Below are 16360 nucleotides of genomic sequence, written 5' to 3' on the forward strand. Positions count from 1 at the left end.
GTGCGCCGCCGCATCCTGCAGGCCACGGTCGTCGCGGTGCTATGCGCGCTGTTGCTGTTCGCCGTTCCGCTGGCAGTGGCGGTGCTGCGCCTGTACCAGCAGGACGAGATCCGTGAGCTGGAACGGGCTGCCGACCGTGCCGCGCTGACCCTCCCCACGCAGGTTCGGGAGCTCGACCCGCGTGAGTTGCCGCGTCTGCGGTCCGGCACACGGCTGGCGGTGTACGACACCAGAGCACGTCTGGTGACCGGTTCGGGGCCGGCGAATGGTGATGCCGCTGTACGGGCTGCCCTGGCGGGCTCCGCGCAGTCCCGCCAGGTCGGCGGGAACCTGGTCGTGGCGGTGCCGGTGGGGTCCGCCAAGCGTGTGCGCGGTGCGGTTCAGGTCAGCCGTAGCGGCGCGTGGGCGTGGCGCCGTTCGGCGCTCACCTGGCTTGCCATGGGAGGGCTCGGAGCCTTGGCCGTCGGCGCCGCGGCCCTGGTGTCCGTGCGGTCCAGCAGGAGACTGGCGCAGCCGTTCGAGGCGCTGGCGGCGACCGCGCGGCGACTGGAGAACGGTGAACTGACCGCGCGGGCCGCCACCTGCGGGCTGCCGGAGGCCGACGCGGTTGCCATCGCCTTGAACCGTGCCGCCGACCGGCTTGACCGGCTGCTGCAGCGGGAGCGGGCCTTCAGCGCCGATGCATCCCACCAGTTGCGCACCGCGCTGGCCCGTACGCGCCTGGAGCTGGAGAGCGAACTCACCGTCAGTCCACCCTCCGACCCGCACGCAGCGATGCGTGCAGCGCTGGAGTCGCTGGACCATATGACGACGATCGTGGACGACCTGCTGGCCCTGGCGCGCGACGTACCGGAGCGAACCTTGCTGGATGTAGCGGCTCTGCTCGCGGAAGCCCGAGGGCGATGGTGGGACGATCTCGCGGTGGCGGGCCGTCGGCTGCGGGTGGTGGTCGAGGACGACCTGCCGCCGGCCGTCGGTTCCCGGCAAGCCGCTTTCCAGGTACTCGATGTGCTGATCGCCAACGCCGCGTCCCACGGCCGGGGAGAGGTGACCGTGCGGGCCAGGGACGCCAGCGAGGTCCTGGCCGTCGATGTCGAAGACCAGGGCCCGGGGCTGCCCGAAGGCCAGGACGTCTTCGCCCGCCGCCCGGCGGGCGAAGAGCACGGCCTCGGGCTGACGCTCGCCCGATCCCTGGTGGAGGCCGAAGGGGGGCGGCTGTTTGTCTCCCGCCGGGCCCCGCGTCCCTGCTTCACCTGGCTCATCCCCCGGCCGAACCCGCAGAACTCAGGCTCTGACCTGGCCTGACCGCAGGCACCCGCGCTTGGCAGGCGGCGCTTGTCGATGATTGCGACCTCGGCGACGTTGAAGTGCGGACGCTCAAACGCACGCTTTAACCGTGGCCTAACCCTCCCCACAGCGGACGCTAACCAGGTGCTCGATAGCGTGATTGATGTCGGCAGAGTCCCGTGATCGGGGATCGCCGCGTCGCGGTCATACCGGACAGCAACCCGGGAGCGGTTCGCTGCAGAGGGAGACGGTAGCGATGACAGGGCAGAGGGAACTGCCACCGCCCGACGAGGCCTGTGCCGCCGTACAGGATGGGCCCCCAGAGGCAAGTAGTCAGTTCTGGTCCGATGTGCGACTCCTGAACGAGTGCTTCGAGCGCGCATGCGACAGGGGCCCGGAGTGCACCGCCGTGGAGTGCGGTGCGGAACGGCTCTCCTACGCCGAGCTCGACCGGCAGGCGAATCGGCTGGCCCGGTTGCTTCTGGCGCGAGGGGTGGGGCCGGGCGACGGCGTGGGCATTCTGCTCGACCGGTCCCTGGACTCCTATGTGGCGCTGCTCGGCGTGATCAAGTCGGGGGCGAGCTATGTGCCACTGGATCCGGCGTTCCCGGCCGACCGGCTGGAGTTCATCGTTCGGGACGCGGGGCTGCGCGACTTCGTGACGTCGTCATCCTTGTCCGACCGGACCCTGCACCTGCCGTGCGCGGTGCTGGAGGTGGACCGCGTGGTCGATCGGCTGGCCGCGCTGCCGGCCGGTCGGCCCGGTGTCGAGATCGCCCCCTCCTCTCCGTGCTACGTCATCTACACATCGGGCACCACCGGACGGCCCAAGGGCGTGGTGGTCTCGCACGCGAGCATCGTGAACTTCCTGCGGGTGGTCACGCCGTTCTACCGCGTGACCGGTCGGGACCGGGTCTATCAGGGCCTGTCGATCGCCTTCGACTTCGCGTTGGAGGAGATCTGGCCGGCTTGGATCGCGGGGGCGACGCTGGTCGCGGGGCCGGCCGGGGGCCGGATCGCGGGCCCGGACCTCACCGCGTTTTTGGCCGAGCGCGGTATCACCGTGCTGTGCTGCGTGCCCACCCTGCTGGCGACTCTCGAGCCGGAGCTGCCGCGTCTGCGCACCTTGCTCCTGAGCGGCGAGGCGTGCCCCGCCGACCTGGTGCGCCGCTGGTGGCGCCCCAACGTACGCATTCTTAACGCGTACGGTCCGACCGAGACGACGGTGACTGCTAGCTGCAGCGAACCCGTGCCGCACCGGCCGGTCACCATCGGCGCCCCGCTGCCCACGTACCGGCTCTATATCCTGGACGAATCGCTTCGCGCCGTTCCGACAGGGGAGCCCGGGGAAATCTGCATCGGGGGCCCGGGCGTGGCGATCGGCTACGTCAACCGGCCCGCCCTCACCGCGGAGCGGTTCGTCCCCAACCCGGTGGCCCGGGACCGCGCGGCCGCCCCGCGGGTCTACCGCACCGGGGACCGTGGACGGCGCACCACGACCGGCGAGATCGAGTACCTGGGCCGGGTCGACACGCAGGTGAAGATCCGCGGCTACCGCATCGAACTGGCGGAGATCGAGGAAGTGCTGCGCGAGGACGATGCGGTGGAAAACGCGGTCGTCACGCCGCTGGAGCGCGACGGCTCCGCTCAGGACCTCGTCGGCTACGTCACCCTCGCCGCCGCGCCGGACACTGTCTCGGAGGCAGACCTGCGGGAGCGTCTGCGGATCCGGCTGCAGGGCAGACTGCCGGGATACATGGTGCCTGCGCACCTGGAGGTGCTTTCCGCGTTCCCTCTGCTGGCCGCGGACAAGGTCGACCGCGCCGCGCTTCCCGCCCCGATCTCGCCCCCGCTGACCCGGCGCTCGCGACCGCGCGCCGCCCCCGCGACACCGCTGGAACAGCGGCTGGCCGGATTGTGGTCCGACGTGCTCGGGTGCGACGGGATCTCGGTGACGGAGGACTTCTTCTGCGACCTGGGCGGGCACTCCATGACCGCTGCCCGCCTGGTCTCGCGGATGCGGCAGGACCCCCAACTGCGGGACGTGGCCATGGGGGACCTGTACGCCCACCCCACCCTCAGGGGCCTGGCATCCTGCATCGAGGCCCTCGCCACCGAGCCGCAGGCCGGGCCGCCGGCCACTACCGAGGCGGCCCCGGCTCCCCTGAACCACTCCACGACCCGGGTGATGGTCTGCGGCGTGGCACAGCTCGCCGGACTGTACGCATGGTTGTTCCTGCCCGGACTCGCGATGACCGTCTTGTTCTACCGGCTGTTCCGCTCCGGGCACACCCGGGTGCCGGCGTCCACCGCCGGAGTCCTGGACCACCTCGTCCGGTTGCCGGTCCCGGCGATCACGCTACTGGAGATCGGATGGCTCGCGATCACCTTGCTGGTGCTGCCGCTGCCAGTGAGCCGACTGCTGATGGCCGGGGTCGGCCCGGGGCGTTATCCGCTGTGGGGTGTGACGTACTGGCGGTTCTGGATGCAGAGCAAGGTCCTCGCGCTGACGCCGCTGCGGCTGCTGGCCGGCTCTCCGCTGCTCGCCGTGTGCCTGCGCCTGCTCGGCGCGCAAATCGGCAGCCACTGCCACCTGCAGGCGATGCTGGCGCCACCGTCGCTGCTGCGGATCGGCGCGGGGACGAGCATCGGCTACGGGGCCAGGCTGCAGACCTACACCGTCGAGTCCGGGCGCCTGCGCCTGGGAACGATCCGGATCGGGTCGGGGTGCTTCGTGGGGACCAACAGCGTGGTGCTGCCGGGGGCCGTGATCGGCGACGGCGCCAGTGTGGGCGAGCAGTCGCTCGTGCCGGAGGACTGCGTCGTGCCGCCCGGTGAGCACTGGGCCGGCTCCCCGGCCACCCGGCAGGACACCGTGCCGGCACTGCTGCGGGACCTGGAAGCCCGAGCCGACCACGAACCCTGGCCCGCGCGGGTGCTCGCCGGGTACGGCGCGGGGGCGCTGCTGCTCGTGCTGGGCCCGATGGTGATCTTCGGTTCCGCCTCGGCGCTGGTGGAGTACACCGCCTGGCGGTACGGCTTGGTGTGGGCCCTGGCGGCAGCGGCAGCGGCCGGTCCGCTGGTTCCCCTGGCCACCTGCCTCTTCGCCCTCGTAACCAAACGCATCGTGATGCCCGCCGCACCACACGCCGGGATCCACCACGAGCGCAGCGCTTTCGGGGTGCGCAAGTGGATCAGCGACGGCCTGATGCTCATCAGCCTGACCATGACTCAGGCCCTGTACTCCACCCTCTATCTCGTGCCGTTCCTGCGGGCGATGGGCGCACGGACGGGGCGCTGGGCCGAGGTCGCCACCGTGAACTTCGTCGATCCCGACATGCTCGTTGTCGGCGAAGGCAGTTTCCTGGCCGACGTCAGCGTCGTGGGCCCGGCGATCTTCCACCGGGGCCGTATTGCCCTGGCCCCGGCGCAGATCGGACGGCGAAGCTTCGTCGGTAACGGCGCGCTGGTGCCCGGCTCCTGCCGGCTCGGCGACAACAGCCTCCTCGGGGTGCACTCGCTCGCGCCGACCAGGCCCATGGACCCGGAGACGACCTGGCTCGGTTCACCGGCGATCTTCCTGCCCCGCCGCGAGGCGAGCCAGGCCTTCCCCGCGAAACTGACCTACACACCGAGCCGCGGCCTTGTCGCGGCGCGCCTGGCCATCGAGTACTTCCGGATCACCCTTCCGGCGACGGTCAGCGCGCTGAGCGTCCTCGGCGTCCTGTTCGCCGCACTGCACATGGTGGGTTCCCTCTCGCCCGCGGTGGTGGTGATACTCGGCCCCGCCCTGCTCCTGGGCGCCGGTCTCGGCTGCACGGTGGCTGCCGTGGCAGTCAAGTGGGCGGTCGTGGGACCGTACCGGCCACGCGTGGAGCCCCTGTGGAGCATCTGGGTGCGGCGCACGGAACTGGTCACCGGCCTGTACGAGAACCTCGTGGTGCCGGTCATGGTGAGCCTGCTCACCGGCACGCCGTGGATGGGCACGGTGATGCGCATGTTCGGCGCCCGCATCGGACGCCGGGTCTGGATCGCCACGACCTTCATGACCGAGTTCGACCTGGTCCACGTCGGTGACGACGCCGCCGTCGGCGAATTCACCTCGCTGCAGACCCACCTGTTCGAGGACCGCGTGATGAAGATGGACCGGGTCACCGTCGATGACGGCGCCTCGATCGGACTCCGTTCCGTCGTCCTGTACGACGCACGCGTCGGAGCCGGTGCCCGCCTGGACGCGCTGTCCCTGGTGATGAAGGGCGAATGCCTGCCGGACGGCACCCGCTGGCGGGGCATCCCCGCCGCGCCCCGCCACGACCGCGCGTCCACAACCAGCACGGCGCAGGACCGCGATCCCGGTCCCGGTCTTCCTTCTCAGCTCTCCGCCTTCTCCCAGGGAGGCCCATCATGATCACGCCACTGCACACAGGAACCCGCGGACCGGTACGGCCGCACGTGGCCGGCGAGCTGCCCGGCCCACGTTCGGCAGCACTGCTGGCGCGTCAGGAACAGTGGGAGTCGCGGGCCCGCACCTACCCCCGCCACCTGCCCATCGCGCTCGCCGAGGGATCGGGGAGCTTCGTCCAGGACGTCGACGGGAACGTCTTCATCGACTTCCTCGCCGGCGCGGGCGTCCTCTCCCTTGGCCACAACCACCCGGAGATCGTCCGCAGCGTGATCCGGCAACTCAGCGCCCTCACCCACGGCCTGGACTTCCCCACCCCCGTCAAGGACGCCTTCACCCAGGCCCAGCTCTCCATGCTGTCGCCGCGCCTGCGCACCCGGATGAAAGTGCACTTCTGCGGCCCCACCGGAGCCAACGCCGTCGAGGCAGCCCTCAAGCTCTGCAAGACCGCCACCGGTCGCGGGGGTGTCATCGCCTTCCGCGGCGGCTTCCACGGCAGCACGCACGGCGCCATGGCCGTCAGCGGGCTGGTCTCACAGAAGACGCCTGTCCACGACGGGATGCCCGGTGTCCACTTCCTCCCCTACGGCTCCCTCGGCCCGTACCCAGCGGGACCAGCGAGCCGCCTCGGCCCGCAGGAGTGCGCCGACCAACTAGAGCAGATACTCACCGACAGCCTCGGCGGCGTCCCGCTGCCCGCTGCCGTCATCGTGGAAGTGGTGCAGGGCGAAGGCGGCGTGGTCATCGCGCACCCCGACTTCCTGCGACGCGTGCGGGTGATCACCCGCGCCCTGCGCATCCCTTTGATCGTCGACGAGGTGCAGACCGGCTGCGGGCGCACCGGCACCTGGTTCGCGTTCGAGCAGTACGGCATCGAACCCGACGTGATCGTATTGTCCAAGGCCCTCACCGGCATCGGCATCCCGGTCTCGCTCATCCTCTACGACGCCGCCCTCGACACCTGGGCGCCCGGCGCCCACATCGGCACCTTCCGCGGCAACCAACTCGCCTTCGCCGCAGGAGTGGAGACCATTCGCATCTTCCGCCGGGACGACGTCCTGGGGAACGTACGGCGCAGAAGCGAGCAGATCGCGAACGCGCTCGGCGAACTCGTCACCGACCCCTGGGTCCGCGACGTACGCGGCCGCGGCCTGATGTGGGGCATCGAACTGGCCCGCCCCGACGACGACGGACGGCCCGCCCCGCAGCTCGCGGCAACCGTGCAGACGCAAGCGCTGCGGCGCGGCCTCATCGTCGAACGCGGCGGGCGCGAGGACGCCGTCATCCGCATCCTGCCCCCGCTCAACGTCACCGCCGACGTGATCGATACCGCCACCACGATCCTCGTCGACGTCGTCCAAGCCTGCACATCGAAGACGTTCGCCGGCTCCACCAAAGAAGGCGTCTGACGTCATGGCTCTGCTCGTCCAGAAGTACGGCGGATCCTCCATCCCGAGCCTGGACAGGATCAAGGCCGTCGCCCAGCGCATCGCGGCCGCCCACCACGCGGGACACGACGTCGTCGTGGTGATGTCCGCCATGGGCGGCACCACGGACCAGCTCCTGACGGACGCACGGAACATCACCGCCGCTCCTCCCCCACGGGAACTCGACGCCCTCCTGGCCACGGGCGAACAGGCCTCCAACGCGCTGACCGCCATGGCCCTCAACGCCCTCGGCACCGAGGCCTGTTCCTTCACCGGCTGGCAGACCGGCATCCTCACCTCGCACACCCACGGCAGCGCCGACATCATTGATGTCCATCCATACCGGGTCCGCAACGCACTCGACCGCGGCGTCGTCCCACTGGTAGCCGGCTTCCAGGGGCTGATCTACGGCGGCGCCGACGTCACCACCCTCGGCCGCGGCGGCTCCGACACCACCGCAGTCGCCCTCGCAGCCGCACTCAAGGCCGACGTCTGCGAGATCTACACCGACGTGTCCGGGGTCTACACCGCAGACCCCAAAGTCGTCCCCGAAGCCCGGCCACTGGCCTGCCTCACTCACCAGCACATGTGCGAAATGGCAGCCGGCGGCGCAAAGGTACTGGCCCTGTCCAGCGTGGAATACGCCCAAAAGCACGGCGTGCCCCTCCACGTCCGTTCATCCTACGACCACTGCCCCGGAACCATCGTGTCCGACGAGTTCTTCGACGTCACGTACGCGCAGCAGAGCCCGACCGTCATCGCCATAACCCACAACCCCCACAACACCAAGATCACTCTGCCCGGCCGCCCCGAACCGGCACCGGCAACCCTGCGCCTCCACGCAACCACATCCACCGCCGCCGGATGGTCCACCCCGCGCTCGTATCCCCTGCACACCGGACACGGCGACGTCCCCTACGACGAGTACACCGCTACCGCCTCACTGATCGGGTCCGGCCTGTGCGCCCACCCTGAAACACTCGCGACACTCCGCAGAACCCTGACACGCGCCGGGATCCCGTTCACACCCATGACCATGACGGACACACGAATCACCCTCATGTGCCCTCCCTCCCACCTTGCCGACACCGTTCGCGCGCTACACAAGGCGTTCCTCACCCACACGCCGCAACCACCGGTCCCACGACACAACGGCCAACTGACCCTGCAGCCATGACCAGAACCGGCCAAACCCCTCCAGCACACCGTCCGGCCCAAATGATCGATTCCAAGGGGTCAGTGGTCGAAGGCGGTTAGTGATCGCAGTACTGGCTGTCCGGTGTGGTCGTTGTGCCAGCTCGCGAGTCTCGGCTGCTGCTTCGTTTCGCGGCCCCCAGGGACCCTGTGATGGTCGCGAAGTGGGTCAAGTTCCAGATCCTCGACACCGAACGCCAGGACTGGGCCCGCGGCTACGACGCGGCACGCCGCTACTTCGACCGCGAGGGCTGCCTGGACGTGCCCTACGAACACGCCGAGGGAGCCTATCCGTTGGCCTGGCGGATCCAGTTGCGCAGGGCCTCGTGATGCACGCCGAGTTCCTCGGCCATGCGGCGGATGACGGGCTTCGGCTCGGCGGTCCGATACATCCGCACCGCACGCTACGCAACTCCAGCGGATATTTCCTCGGGGCAGGCCACGTCTGGGCTCCTCTCATGAGACCCATCTGACCTGCTGTCACCTTTCCCCGCATCTCGGGGGAACCTCACAACCACCCACCCCGGGCAGGAACCGGTGACGTATCGGAACGGGGGCCGGTGCCCGGACGGCGCCGCGTAGCCTTGCCCGACAAGCTGCGGCCTTTCGCGTGGCCGGAACACAACAGGAGGCTGCACGTTGCTCACCGTGGATCTGCACCCGATCTTCCGCAACAACCGGGACATCGAACTGGCCCTGCGTCAGGCCATATTCAAGGCAGCGCGCAGCGGCGAGACCACGATGGAGATCATTCCGGGCAAGGGCTCGGGAAAACTGAAGAAACGCGTGCTCGCGTTCCTCAACCAGCCACACATCAAGAAGCTGTACGAACGCTTCGAGACAGACCCGACCAACGACGGCAGAATCATAGTCCACCTCAAGCCGTAAGACCGGACCACCCAACGGGAGAACGGCCTCACGCCCGAACGCCACACGCTGATCGCCCCAACCGCGGTCTGCGGGGCAAGGGCAGGATCAGATTCCGGCTCAATGCCGCCGACATCGCCGTTCCAGAGGCGGCGTAGGTGACCGGCCGGCCCGGGTGAACCAGAGTCCTGCGCTTCGAGCGTGAAGCTTCGCGTCCGCCTGTACACGCCGCCGCGGAGTCGGACGGTCACCCGTGCCGCCGCGCGGTCCGACGGCCCCTGCCGCCATGCCCGGATCGCATCACGTGCGCCCCTGCGGCGCTCCGCGCCGCAGGGGTCAGGATCGGATTCCCTCCCCGCCTGAAGGCGGGGATTCCCTCCGAAGAAGAGGGATGGGCTCGTCGGCCCGGCCTCGCCGGTCACCGATGTGGCGTAGGCCGGCCCGGTGCCGATGGCTGTCTCCACTCCACCGGGCGGAGATCCAGCGGCCGGTGCAAGTCCCGCAGCTGCGGCTCGCTGACGTCGTCAGCGATCGGCTTGGTAGCGCGCCGTGCGAGAGCCACGTCGAACGGCACATGAAGATGACCGAGCCGGGCTCCCTCGCGCCCCCTCATCCGGACCGCGAGGTGACCCGGCAGAAACGTCTTAGCCGAGCCGGAAACCCTGAACGCCGAGCAACACGACGCGGACGCATACCGAGAAGAGCCCGCCCGTCGGCCGCCACCAGAACAACACGGTGAACGCGCGGACGGCGTCAGGCAATGCTCCCGGCAGGACTCGAACCTGCGGCCAGACGCTTGAGAAGGCGCCCGCTGTTTGCTCAGAACAGCGCCAGGCCCTCACTGCTGGTGTCCGCGATGACTGGCCGGAACCGGGTGGGGAGGCCGTCCAGGCGGTCGGGTCCGGCCGCGGCAGCAACGGCAGGGGCGGTCTCGGCCAGCCAGGTGCCAAACCGCTCGACGGCTTCGCGGTAGGGGACTCGCGCCAGGACACGGTGCTCGCCGGAGGGGCAGAAGTCGACGGCGACAGTGAGCAGGCAGGAACGGGGCGTGTTCTGGCTGCCCGTCCAGGACACGCGCAGCACACCGCAGGGTTTGCGTGCGCGGGAGCCGCGGGGGTCGCGGTGGGTCGGGCGCAGTGACCGGCAGGCTATGTGCGCGGTCCATGCGGCGAGGTGTGGCAGTGGGAGGGTGGTGCGGGCGCGGCAGCCGGGGCAACGATGCCAGTGGTGGAGCCAGTCGGCCGTGTGGGTGTGGAAGAGGCGTGTGTAGTGGCTGGCCACGCGGATGTCGTTGCTGTACAGGTGGTCGGGTCGTTCTTGTGTGTTGCAGGAGTGGCAGACGGGGGCGCGGACGTAGCCGTGTTCATGGCAGTGGTCGAGTACGGCGGCGGGTGCGGTGCGACAGATGGCGCAAGTCCACTCAGCCACCTTGCGGGAAATGCCGGGTTTCCTGCTGAGCGTCGAGTACAGGTGGCCTTGCAGTTCTCCGTTGTACGAGCGCGGTGGGGTGGTTGGGCAGTGGGGGCTCGTCGTCTGCCGGCCGTCGGCGGCCAGGGTCTGCCGGTGGTGGGAGGGCGGCTCGGTGGCGGCTGCGCCTTTCTGGCGGGTCCGTGCGGCTTGCAGCCACTGCGTTTCGGTGTGCTCGGCCGCGTCCAGCAGTCTGACCACGGCGCGCGGCAGCCACCATGTCCGCGCCGTGTGGCCGCGGGTTTGTTCCACGAGTATCCGCCGCCAGTCGATTCCCGCCAGATGGTGCGGCCGGCCGCCTTCAGGTTGTGCTGCCCGCTCGGGGTCGCCCAGCTCCTGGAGTTCCCGGGTGATGCGCTGGCGCCATCGCAGCGGCGTTTTCTCGTTCTGCTTCGCGCTACGGAACGGACCGATGCGGACCAGGTCCTGGCGGTCCATCTCAACCGCGTTCAGTTCCGCTGCCGCCCCGCGCACCTCAATCTCCGGAACACTCCACTGGCCGCCGCTTGCCTTCACCGTCGCCACCACACGGCCGCCGAGCAGGACGTACCCCGCCCGGGCATTGGCAGGAGAGCAGGTGAACGCCGCAGAAGCCGCCGGCACAGCGCTGTCGGTCGTCAAGTCGGCCCACAGAGCGTCCGCGGCGCCCAGAGTGATCAGGCCGCCCCTATGGCCCGCGATGACACGCTCTGACATACCCACAGGCTAACGGCCGGCACCGACATACCGATAGTCGGTGATCGACACGCTGCTGGAGCAGACGGCGGTGACGTACTCGGTCTCCAGGTCGGTGAGGCAGGCGGCGATCCACTCACCGCGCCGGGCGGCACCATCCGATGAAGCACTCGACGTTCGTGTACGGGGTGCGGGCCACCGACACCGATCACGACGGCCGCGCCGAGCAGGCCGCGGGAACGGGGCAGCCGTAGCACCTCCTCCACCGTGCCGTGCAGCCGGCGGGTGGTGGCCAGCGCCTCCGCCAGGGCGGGGCGCAGCCGGGCATTGTCGTCCTGCGCGAGGCCCGCCTCCAGCGGTGAGCTGAAGTCCGGTCAGTGGAGTGCGCAGCTGGTGCGAGGCGTTGGCGGCGGTACGCTGCCGCGCGGTCGGTGGAAGCAGGCTTCCCGGCCGCCGCTCGTCGGTTCAGTCCACGTTGGGCCGGGCGAGGCCGTGGTCGTAGGCGAAGATCACGGCTTGGATGCGGTCGCGGGCGCCGATTTTGGCGAGGACGCGGCCGACGTGGGTCTTGACGGTGGACTCGGACAGGACGAAGCGGGTGGCGATCTCGCCGTTGGTCCAGCCCTTGCCGACGGCGACGAGGATCTCGCGTTCGCGGTCGGTGAGGGAGCCGAGTCTCGGATCCTCGGCGGAGTCTTGGCGGTGGGCAGGGACGTAGCGGGCGAACTCGTCCAGGATGCGGCGGGTGAGGGCAGGCGCGATGACGGCGTCACCGGCGGCGACGGCGCGGATGCCGGCGAGGAGTTCTTCGGGGCGCGCGTCCTTGAGGAGGAAGCCACTGGCGCCGGCGCGGAGGGCGGCATGGACGTACTCGTCGAGGTCGAAGGTGGTGAGCACGAGGATGCGCGAGCGGTCGCCGGCGGCGACGATGCGGCGGGTGGCTTCGATGCCGTCCATGCCCGGCATGCGGACGTCCATCAGGACCACGTCCGGGCGCAGTTCGGCGGCCTTGCGGACGGCCTCGGCGCCGTGGGCGGCCTCACCGACGACGTCGGTCTCGGCTACGGAGTCCAGGAGCATGTGGAAGCCGTAGCGTTGCAGCGGCTGGTCGTCCACGATGAGCACGGTGGTCATCGGTCACCGCCTTGGGGTGTGAGGTCGAGTACGGCCTCGACGCTCCATCCTCCGCCGCCGGTCGGCCCCGCGCTGACGGTCCCACCGTACAGAGCCGCTCTCTCCCGCATGCCCACCAGGCCGTGTCCTTCCTCGTTCGGCGGTCCGGAGGGTGTGGCCGAGCCGGTGTCCCGGACCCGGATGTTCAGCCGGCTGTCCTCGACGAGGATCGCCAGGTGCACCCGGGTGCCGGTGTCGGTGTGCTTCAGGGTGTTGGTGAGGGCTTCCTGGACGATGCGATACGCCGTCAGCTGCACGCCACTGTCCAGGGCGTCCACGTCGCCGGAGGTCCGATAAACGACCTCAAGACCGGCGGCGCGCACCTTGGCGCACAACGCTTCGATGTCCGCGATGCCGGGCTGTGGGCTGAGTTCGGGGCCGCCCCGGGGACCGTCCGCCGCCTCGCGTAGCACGCCGAGCACGCGCCGCAGCTCGCCGAGGGCCTGTCGGCCGGTGTCACCGATAAGCTGGAGGGCCTCCTTGCCACGTTCGGGGGCGATGTCGGTGGCGTAAGCGCCGGCGTCGGCGAGCGTGATGATGACGGACAGGTTGTGGCCGACGATGTCGTGCATCTCGCGGGCGACACGGGTGCGTTCGGTGGCCGTGGCCAGCCTGCTGCGCTGGTCGCGCTCGATCTCCAGCCGGGCGGCCCGTTCTCGCAGTCCGGCGAGCTGGGCCCGGCGGATGCGTACCATCAGGCCGAGCGCGAGAGCCGCGGTCGCCGTGCTCAGCAGGAAGAACAGCGCGTCCCAGACGGAGACGGCCGAGGACGCGCGTACCGCGACCAGCGCCATGGCGCCTGCCATGGCCGCACAGGCCCACGGCAGCTGCCGCAGCTGCCCGTGCAGGGCCAGGCTGTACAGGGCGACGAAGAGGGCGACGTCCGCGCGCAGCGCCGCGCCCAGGGACCATTGGACGACGAACACCGCGGCGATGACACCGAAGGCCGCCACGGGCTTGCGCCGCCGCCACAGCAGGGGCAGTACCAGTCCGGCCTGCAGTACCAGAATTCCCGCGACGGGCAGCTGAGTGAAGGCGAGCCGGAACCGGCGCGGGCCGTCGCCGTCGTCCACAACGCCGTGGAGCAGGTCGGGCAGGCAGAACATGAGGAAGACCAGGACCACGACCGCGGTGTCCAGCACCCACGGATGTGCCTGGTCGGCCTGCCTCAACCGCTGGCCGCCCCGGGACAGACGGGCGACCAGCGGTCCCATCCCGCTGATGTCATCGGTGGTCACGGACGTCACCTGTCCATGGTGCAGGCGTCAGACGTCGCTGCGCGCGAGCCGGTACGCCGCGCCCGCCAGCGCCAGTGCCGTCCAGCTGAGGAAGACCAGCAGCCCTGCGGCCGGCGACAGGGTCGTGGAGTCGTGGGTCAGCGCGAACATCGACTCTCCCGCGTTGGACGGCAGGTAGGGGCTGATGTCGTCCCGCCAGGAGCTCGGCAGCAGGGAGATCAGGCCCGGGATCAGCATCAGGGTGGCCACCAGCACCGAGATCCCGCCGGCCACCGACCGCAGCAGCGCGCCCAGCGCGGCACCGATCACCCCGACCAGGCCGAGATACAGCCCGGCGCCCAGCAGACTCCGCAGCACACCCGCGTGCGAGAGACCCATGGCCGCGGGCGTGCCCGAGACGATCCCGCTCCCGACCAAGAAGGTGACGAACGCACCGACGGTCCCCAACGCCAGCGCGACCAGCCCGAACACGGCCGCCTTGGACCACAGTACGGGCAGCCGGCGGGGCACCGCCGCGAGCGTCGAGCGGATCATGCCGGTCGAGTACTCCCCCGCCGTGACCAGCACGCCGAGCACGCCCAGGGCCAGCTGGGCGAAGTTCGTACCGAAGAGGGACAGGCTCACGGCCGTCGAATCGGCGAAGTCCCGGTCCAGGTGGCCGGAGTTGATCCCCGACTTGTAGCGGCTCGCGGCGATCAGGCCGAAGGCCACCAGGAACAGCAGGCCCAGGCCCAGGGTGATCCAGGTCGAGCGCAGGGACCACAGCTTGGCCCATTCGGAGGAGAGCACGCGCCGTCCGGTCACCCGGTAGGCGGGGCGGGCGGGGGTGGTCCGGGGTTCCTCGACGGTTGCGGTGAGGGTGCTCATGCGGGCCTCCCGAGGGTCTCGATCCCGGTCGTGGAGCCGTGGTACTCCACGGCATCCCTGGTCAGGTCCATGAATGCCTCCTCCAGCGACACGGTCCGCGCGCTCAGCTCGAACAGCGCAATCCCGTGCTCCGCGGCCTTCAGCCCGATCTCGCGGGCGGTCAGCCCGGTCACCTGCAGCTCCTCGGAGCCGATCCGGCCGGTGACGTCGACGCCAGGCCCCGTCAGCACGTCCCGCAGCCGCGCCGGGTCCTGCGTCGCGACCTTCACCGTGTCGCCGCCCGCCTCGCGGATCAGGTCTGCCACGGTCGTGTCGGCCAGCAGCTGCCCGCGCCCCACGATGATCAGGTGGTCCGCGACCAGAGCCATCTCGCTCATCAGGTGCGAGGACACGAACACCGTCCGGCCCTCGTCGGCGAGCGTCTTCAGCAGGTTGCGGATCCAGAGCACACCCTCCGGGTCCAGCCCGTTGACCGGCTCGTCCAGCATCACCGTCTGCGGATCGCCCAGCAGCGCCGCCGCGATGCCCAGCCGCTGGCCCATCCCGAGGGAGAAGGCGCCGGCCCGCTTTTTCGCCACGCTGCCCAGTCCGGCGAGGTCGATGACCTCGTCGACCCGGCGGCCCGGAATGCCGTGGGTCAGCGCGAGGGCCCTGAGGTGGTTGTACGCCGAGCGGCCTGGGTGGATCGACTTCGCCTCCAGGAGGGCACCGACCTCCTGGAGCGGTGCCTGGTGGTGGGCGTAGCGGTGGCCGTTCACGGTGACGGATCCGCTCGTCGGGGCGTCGAGGCCGACGATCATGCGCATCGTCGTGGACTTGCCCGCGCCGTTGGGCCCCAGAAAGCCGGTCACCGTGCCCGGCCTCACGACGAAGTCCAACCCGTCGACGGCCGTCTTCTCGCCGTACCTCTTGGTCAACTGCCGTGCGTCGATCATTCGCGTTCTCCCTGTCGGGCTCCGGCGTCCGTCGCTTCCGACGCCTCACCGGCCACGCTAGGAGCCGAATCACCCCAATCCGGTGGTACCGGGAGGCTGAACTACGCCGGGCGCGTAGTACCGCGGTACTACCCGACTACCTGCGGTGCCTTCCGTGCTCGTCGGCCGCCCCCAGGGCCTGGCCTGCCTGTCAGACTCCCAGGCCAACTCGTCCACCAGCAAACAAGGGGGTGACCACCCAGATCTCCCTGAGAGGGCGTTTAGCGTGGGCGAATTGCCTCTTATGCCCTAGCAGGTTCCTCGCCAGGTCGGTGTGGTCTCGTCCGTCATGCGCTTGGCGAGATTGTCGATAGAGGCGACGTGGATCATGGCTTCGGAGCTGGCAGTGAACGCACCGAACCCCGCCCGCACCCTGGCCGACGCCGGCCCCGGGTACGGGCGAAAATTCAGCGGTCGCGGGGCGAGTACGTCCGGGGGCGCGGCGGGGCCGGCACGGGGCAGCGGCCCCTGTGGAGGTAGAGCGTGCAGCCTGTGCCGGACTCGCCAGGCATGTCGCGGGTCTCCGTCTCGGCCAAAGTCATCGGCGCTCGCAGATCATCGATCCTCCCCCGCGCGCCGCTTCGCCACCCGGTACACCCGGTACACCCGCCGCAGCTCACTGGCGTCCGTGCAGTCCATGCCTCCCGTGCGGCACTCGGTGCACGCCTGGGTGTGGCGGATGAACCCGCTGTATGCGGTCTGGACGGCGGCGTCTTCGGCCCTGCGCTCGGCCGCCATTGGGCCGGTGTTCTCAGGCACGTCATCAGCTCCCACTGCCGGTGTCCACGC

The 16360-nt window shown here is 70.1% G+C and carries 13 protein-coding genes and 2 pseudogenes; 6 read left to right on the forward strand and 9 right to left on the reverse strand.

The window, feature by feature from the left end:
- The 4 genes from OG395_RS02150 to OG395_RS02165 all read left to right on the forward strand — a co-directional run bounded on the left by OG395_RS02150 (position 1) and on the right by OG395_RS02165 (position 8293).
- A complete protein-coding gene (locus OG395_RS02150; protein WP_327241335.1) occupies positions 1 to 1305 on the forward strand; it encodes a sensor histidine kinase in 1305 nt (434 codons plus the stop codon).
- A 238-nt stretch (positions 1306 to 1543) separates the two neighbouring features.
- Complete coding sequence (locus tag OG395_RS02155) at positions 1544 to 5695, forward strand: Pls/PosA family non-ribosomal peptide synthetase (RefSeq protein WP_327241336.1); 4152 nt, start codon at positions 1544 to 1546, stop codon at positions 5693 to 5695.
- On the forward strand, positions 5692 to 7098 hold the full coding sequence (locus OG395_RS02160) for an aspartate aminotransferase family protein (protein ID WP_327241337.1): 1407 nt from the start codon (positions 5692 to 5694) through the stop codon (positions 7096 to 7098). The genes OG395_RS02155 and OG395_RS02160 overlap by 4 nt, the downstream gene beginning before the upstream one ends.
- A 4-nt stretch (positions 7099 to 7102) precedes the next feature.
- Positions 7103 to 8293: an aspartate kinase gene (locus tag OG395_RS02165; protein ID WP_327241338.1), complete on the forward strand. Its 1191-nt coding sequence runs from the start codon at positions 7103 to 7105 to the stop codon at positions 8291 to 8293.
- A 59-nt stretch (positions 8294 to 8352) separates the two neighbouring features.
- Here the strand turns inward: OG395_RS02165 and OG395_RS57965 are convergent.
- Positions 8353 to 8460, reverse strand: a pseudogene (locus OG395_RS57965) (IS982 family transposase); the annotation flags it as partial.
- Between the two features lie 3 nt (positions 8461 to 8463).
- Here OG395_RS57965 and OG395_RS02170 point away from each other — a divergent pair.
- Positions 8464 to 8640, forward strand: a complete 177-nt coding sequence (locus OG395_RS02170) for a helicase associated domain-containing protein (RefSeq protein WP_327241339.1) — start codon at positions 8464 to 8466, stop codon at positions 8638 to 8640.
- Here OG395_RS02170 and OG395_RS57970 read toward each other — a convergent pair.
- Positions 8598 to 8702, reverse strand: a complete 105-nt coding sequence (locus OG395_RS57970; RefSeq protein ID WP_376343250.1) for a transposase — start codon at positions 8700 to 8702, stop codon at positions 8598 to 8600. The two genes, OG395_RS02170 and OG395_RS57970, sit on opposite strands and share 43 nt — an antisense overlap.
- Before the next feature lie 256 nt (positions 8703 to 8958).
- On the opposite strand from OG395_RS57970, the gene OG395_RS02175 reads away from it, so the two are divergent.
- Positions 8959 to 9198 (forward strand): Smr/MutS family protein, encoded by a 240-nt coding sequence (locus tag OG395_RS02175; RefSeq protein ID WP_327241340.1) that lies wholly within the window; start codon positions 8959 to 8961, stop codon positions 9196 to 9198.
- Positions 9199 to 9996: 798 nt separating this feature from the next.
- On the opposite strand, the gene OG395_RS02185 is transcribed toward OG395_RS02175, so the two are convergent.
- The 7 genes and pseudogenes from OG395_RS02185 to OG395_RS02215 form a co-directional block, all read right to left on the reverse strand.
- Entirely contained in the window at positions 9997 to 11340 is a 1344-nt protein-coding gene (locus OG395_RS02185) for an endonuclease domain-containing protein (protein WP_327241341.1), read from the reverse strand.
- A 444-nt stretch (positions 11341 to 11784) separates the two neighbouring features.
- Positions 11785 to 12453 (reverse strand): response regulator transcription factor, encoded by a 669-nt coding sequence (locus OG395_RS02190; protein WP_327241342.1) that lies wholly within the window; start codon positions 12451 to 12453, stop codon positions 11785 to 11787.
- Entirely contained in the window at positions 12450 to 13730 is a 1281-nt protein-coding gene (locus tag OG395_RS02195; protein ID WP_327241343.1) for a sensor histidine kinase, read from the reverse strand. Before OG395_RS02195 ends, OG395_RS02190 begins: the two co-directional genes overlap by 4 nt.
- A gap of 27 nt (positions 13731 to 13757) precedes the next feature.
- Complete coding sequence (locus OG395_RS02200; protein ID WP_327241344.1) at positions 13758 to 14597, reverse strand: ABC transporter permease; 840 nt, start codon at positions 14595 to 14597, stop codon at positions 13758 to 13760.
- Positions 14594 to 15532, reverse strand: a complete 939-nt coding sequence (locus OG395_RS02205; protein WP_327241345.1) for an ABC transporter ATP-binding protein — start codon at positions 15530 to 15532, stop codon at positions 14594 to 14596. Before OG395_RS02205 ends, OG395_RS02200 begins: the two co-directional genes overlap by 4 nt.
- Positions 15533 to 15820: 288 nt before the next feature.
- Positions 15821 to 15919, reverse strand: a pseudogene (locus tag OG395_RS02210) (IS5/IS1182 family transposase); the annotation flags it as partial.
- 207 nt (positions 15920 to 16126) lie between these two features.
- A complete protein-coding gene (locus OG395_RS02215; RefSeq protein WP_327241346.1) occupies positions 16127 to 16330 on the reverse strand; it encodes a hypothetical protein in 204 nt (67 codons plus the stop codon).
- Positions 16331 to 16360: the final 30 nt, after the last annotated feature.

This window comes from Streptomyces sp. NBC_01320, assembly GCF_035974375.1.
Taxonomy (GTDB): domain Bacteria; phylum Actinomycetota; class Actinomycetes; order Streptomycetales; family Streptomycetaceae; genus Streptomyces; species Streptomyces yanii.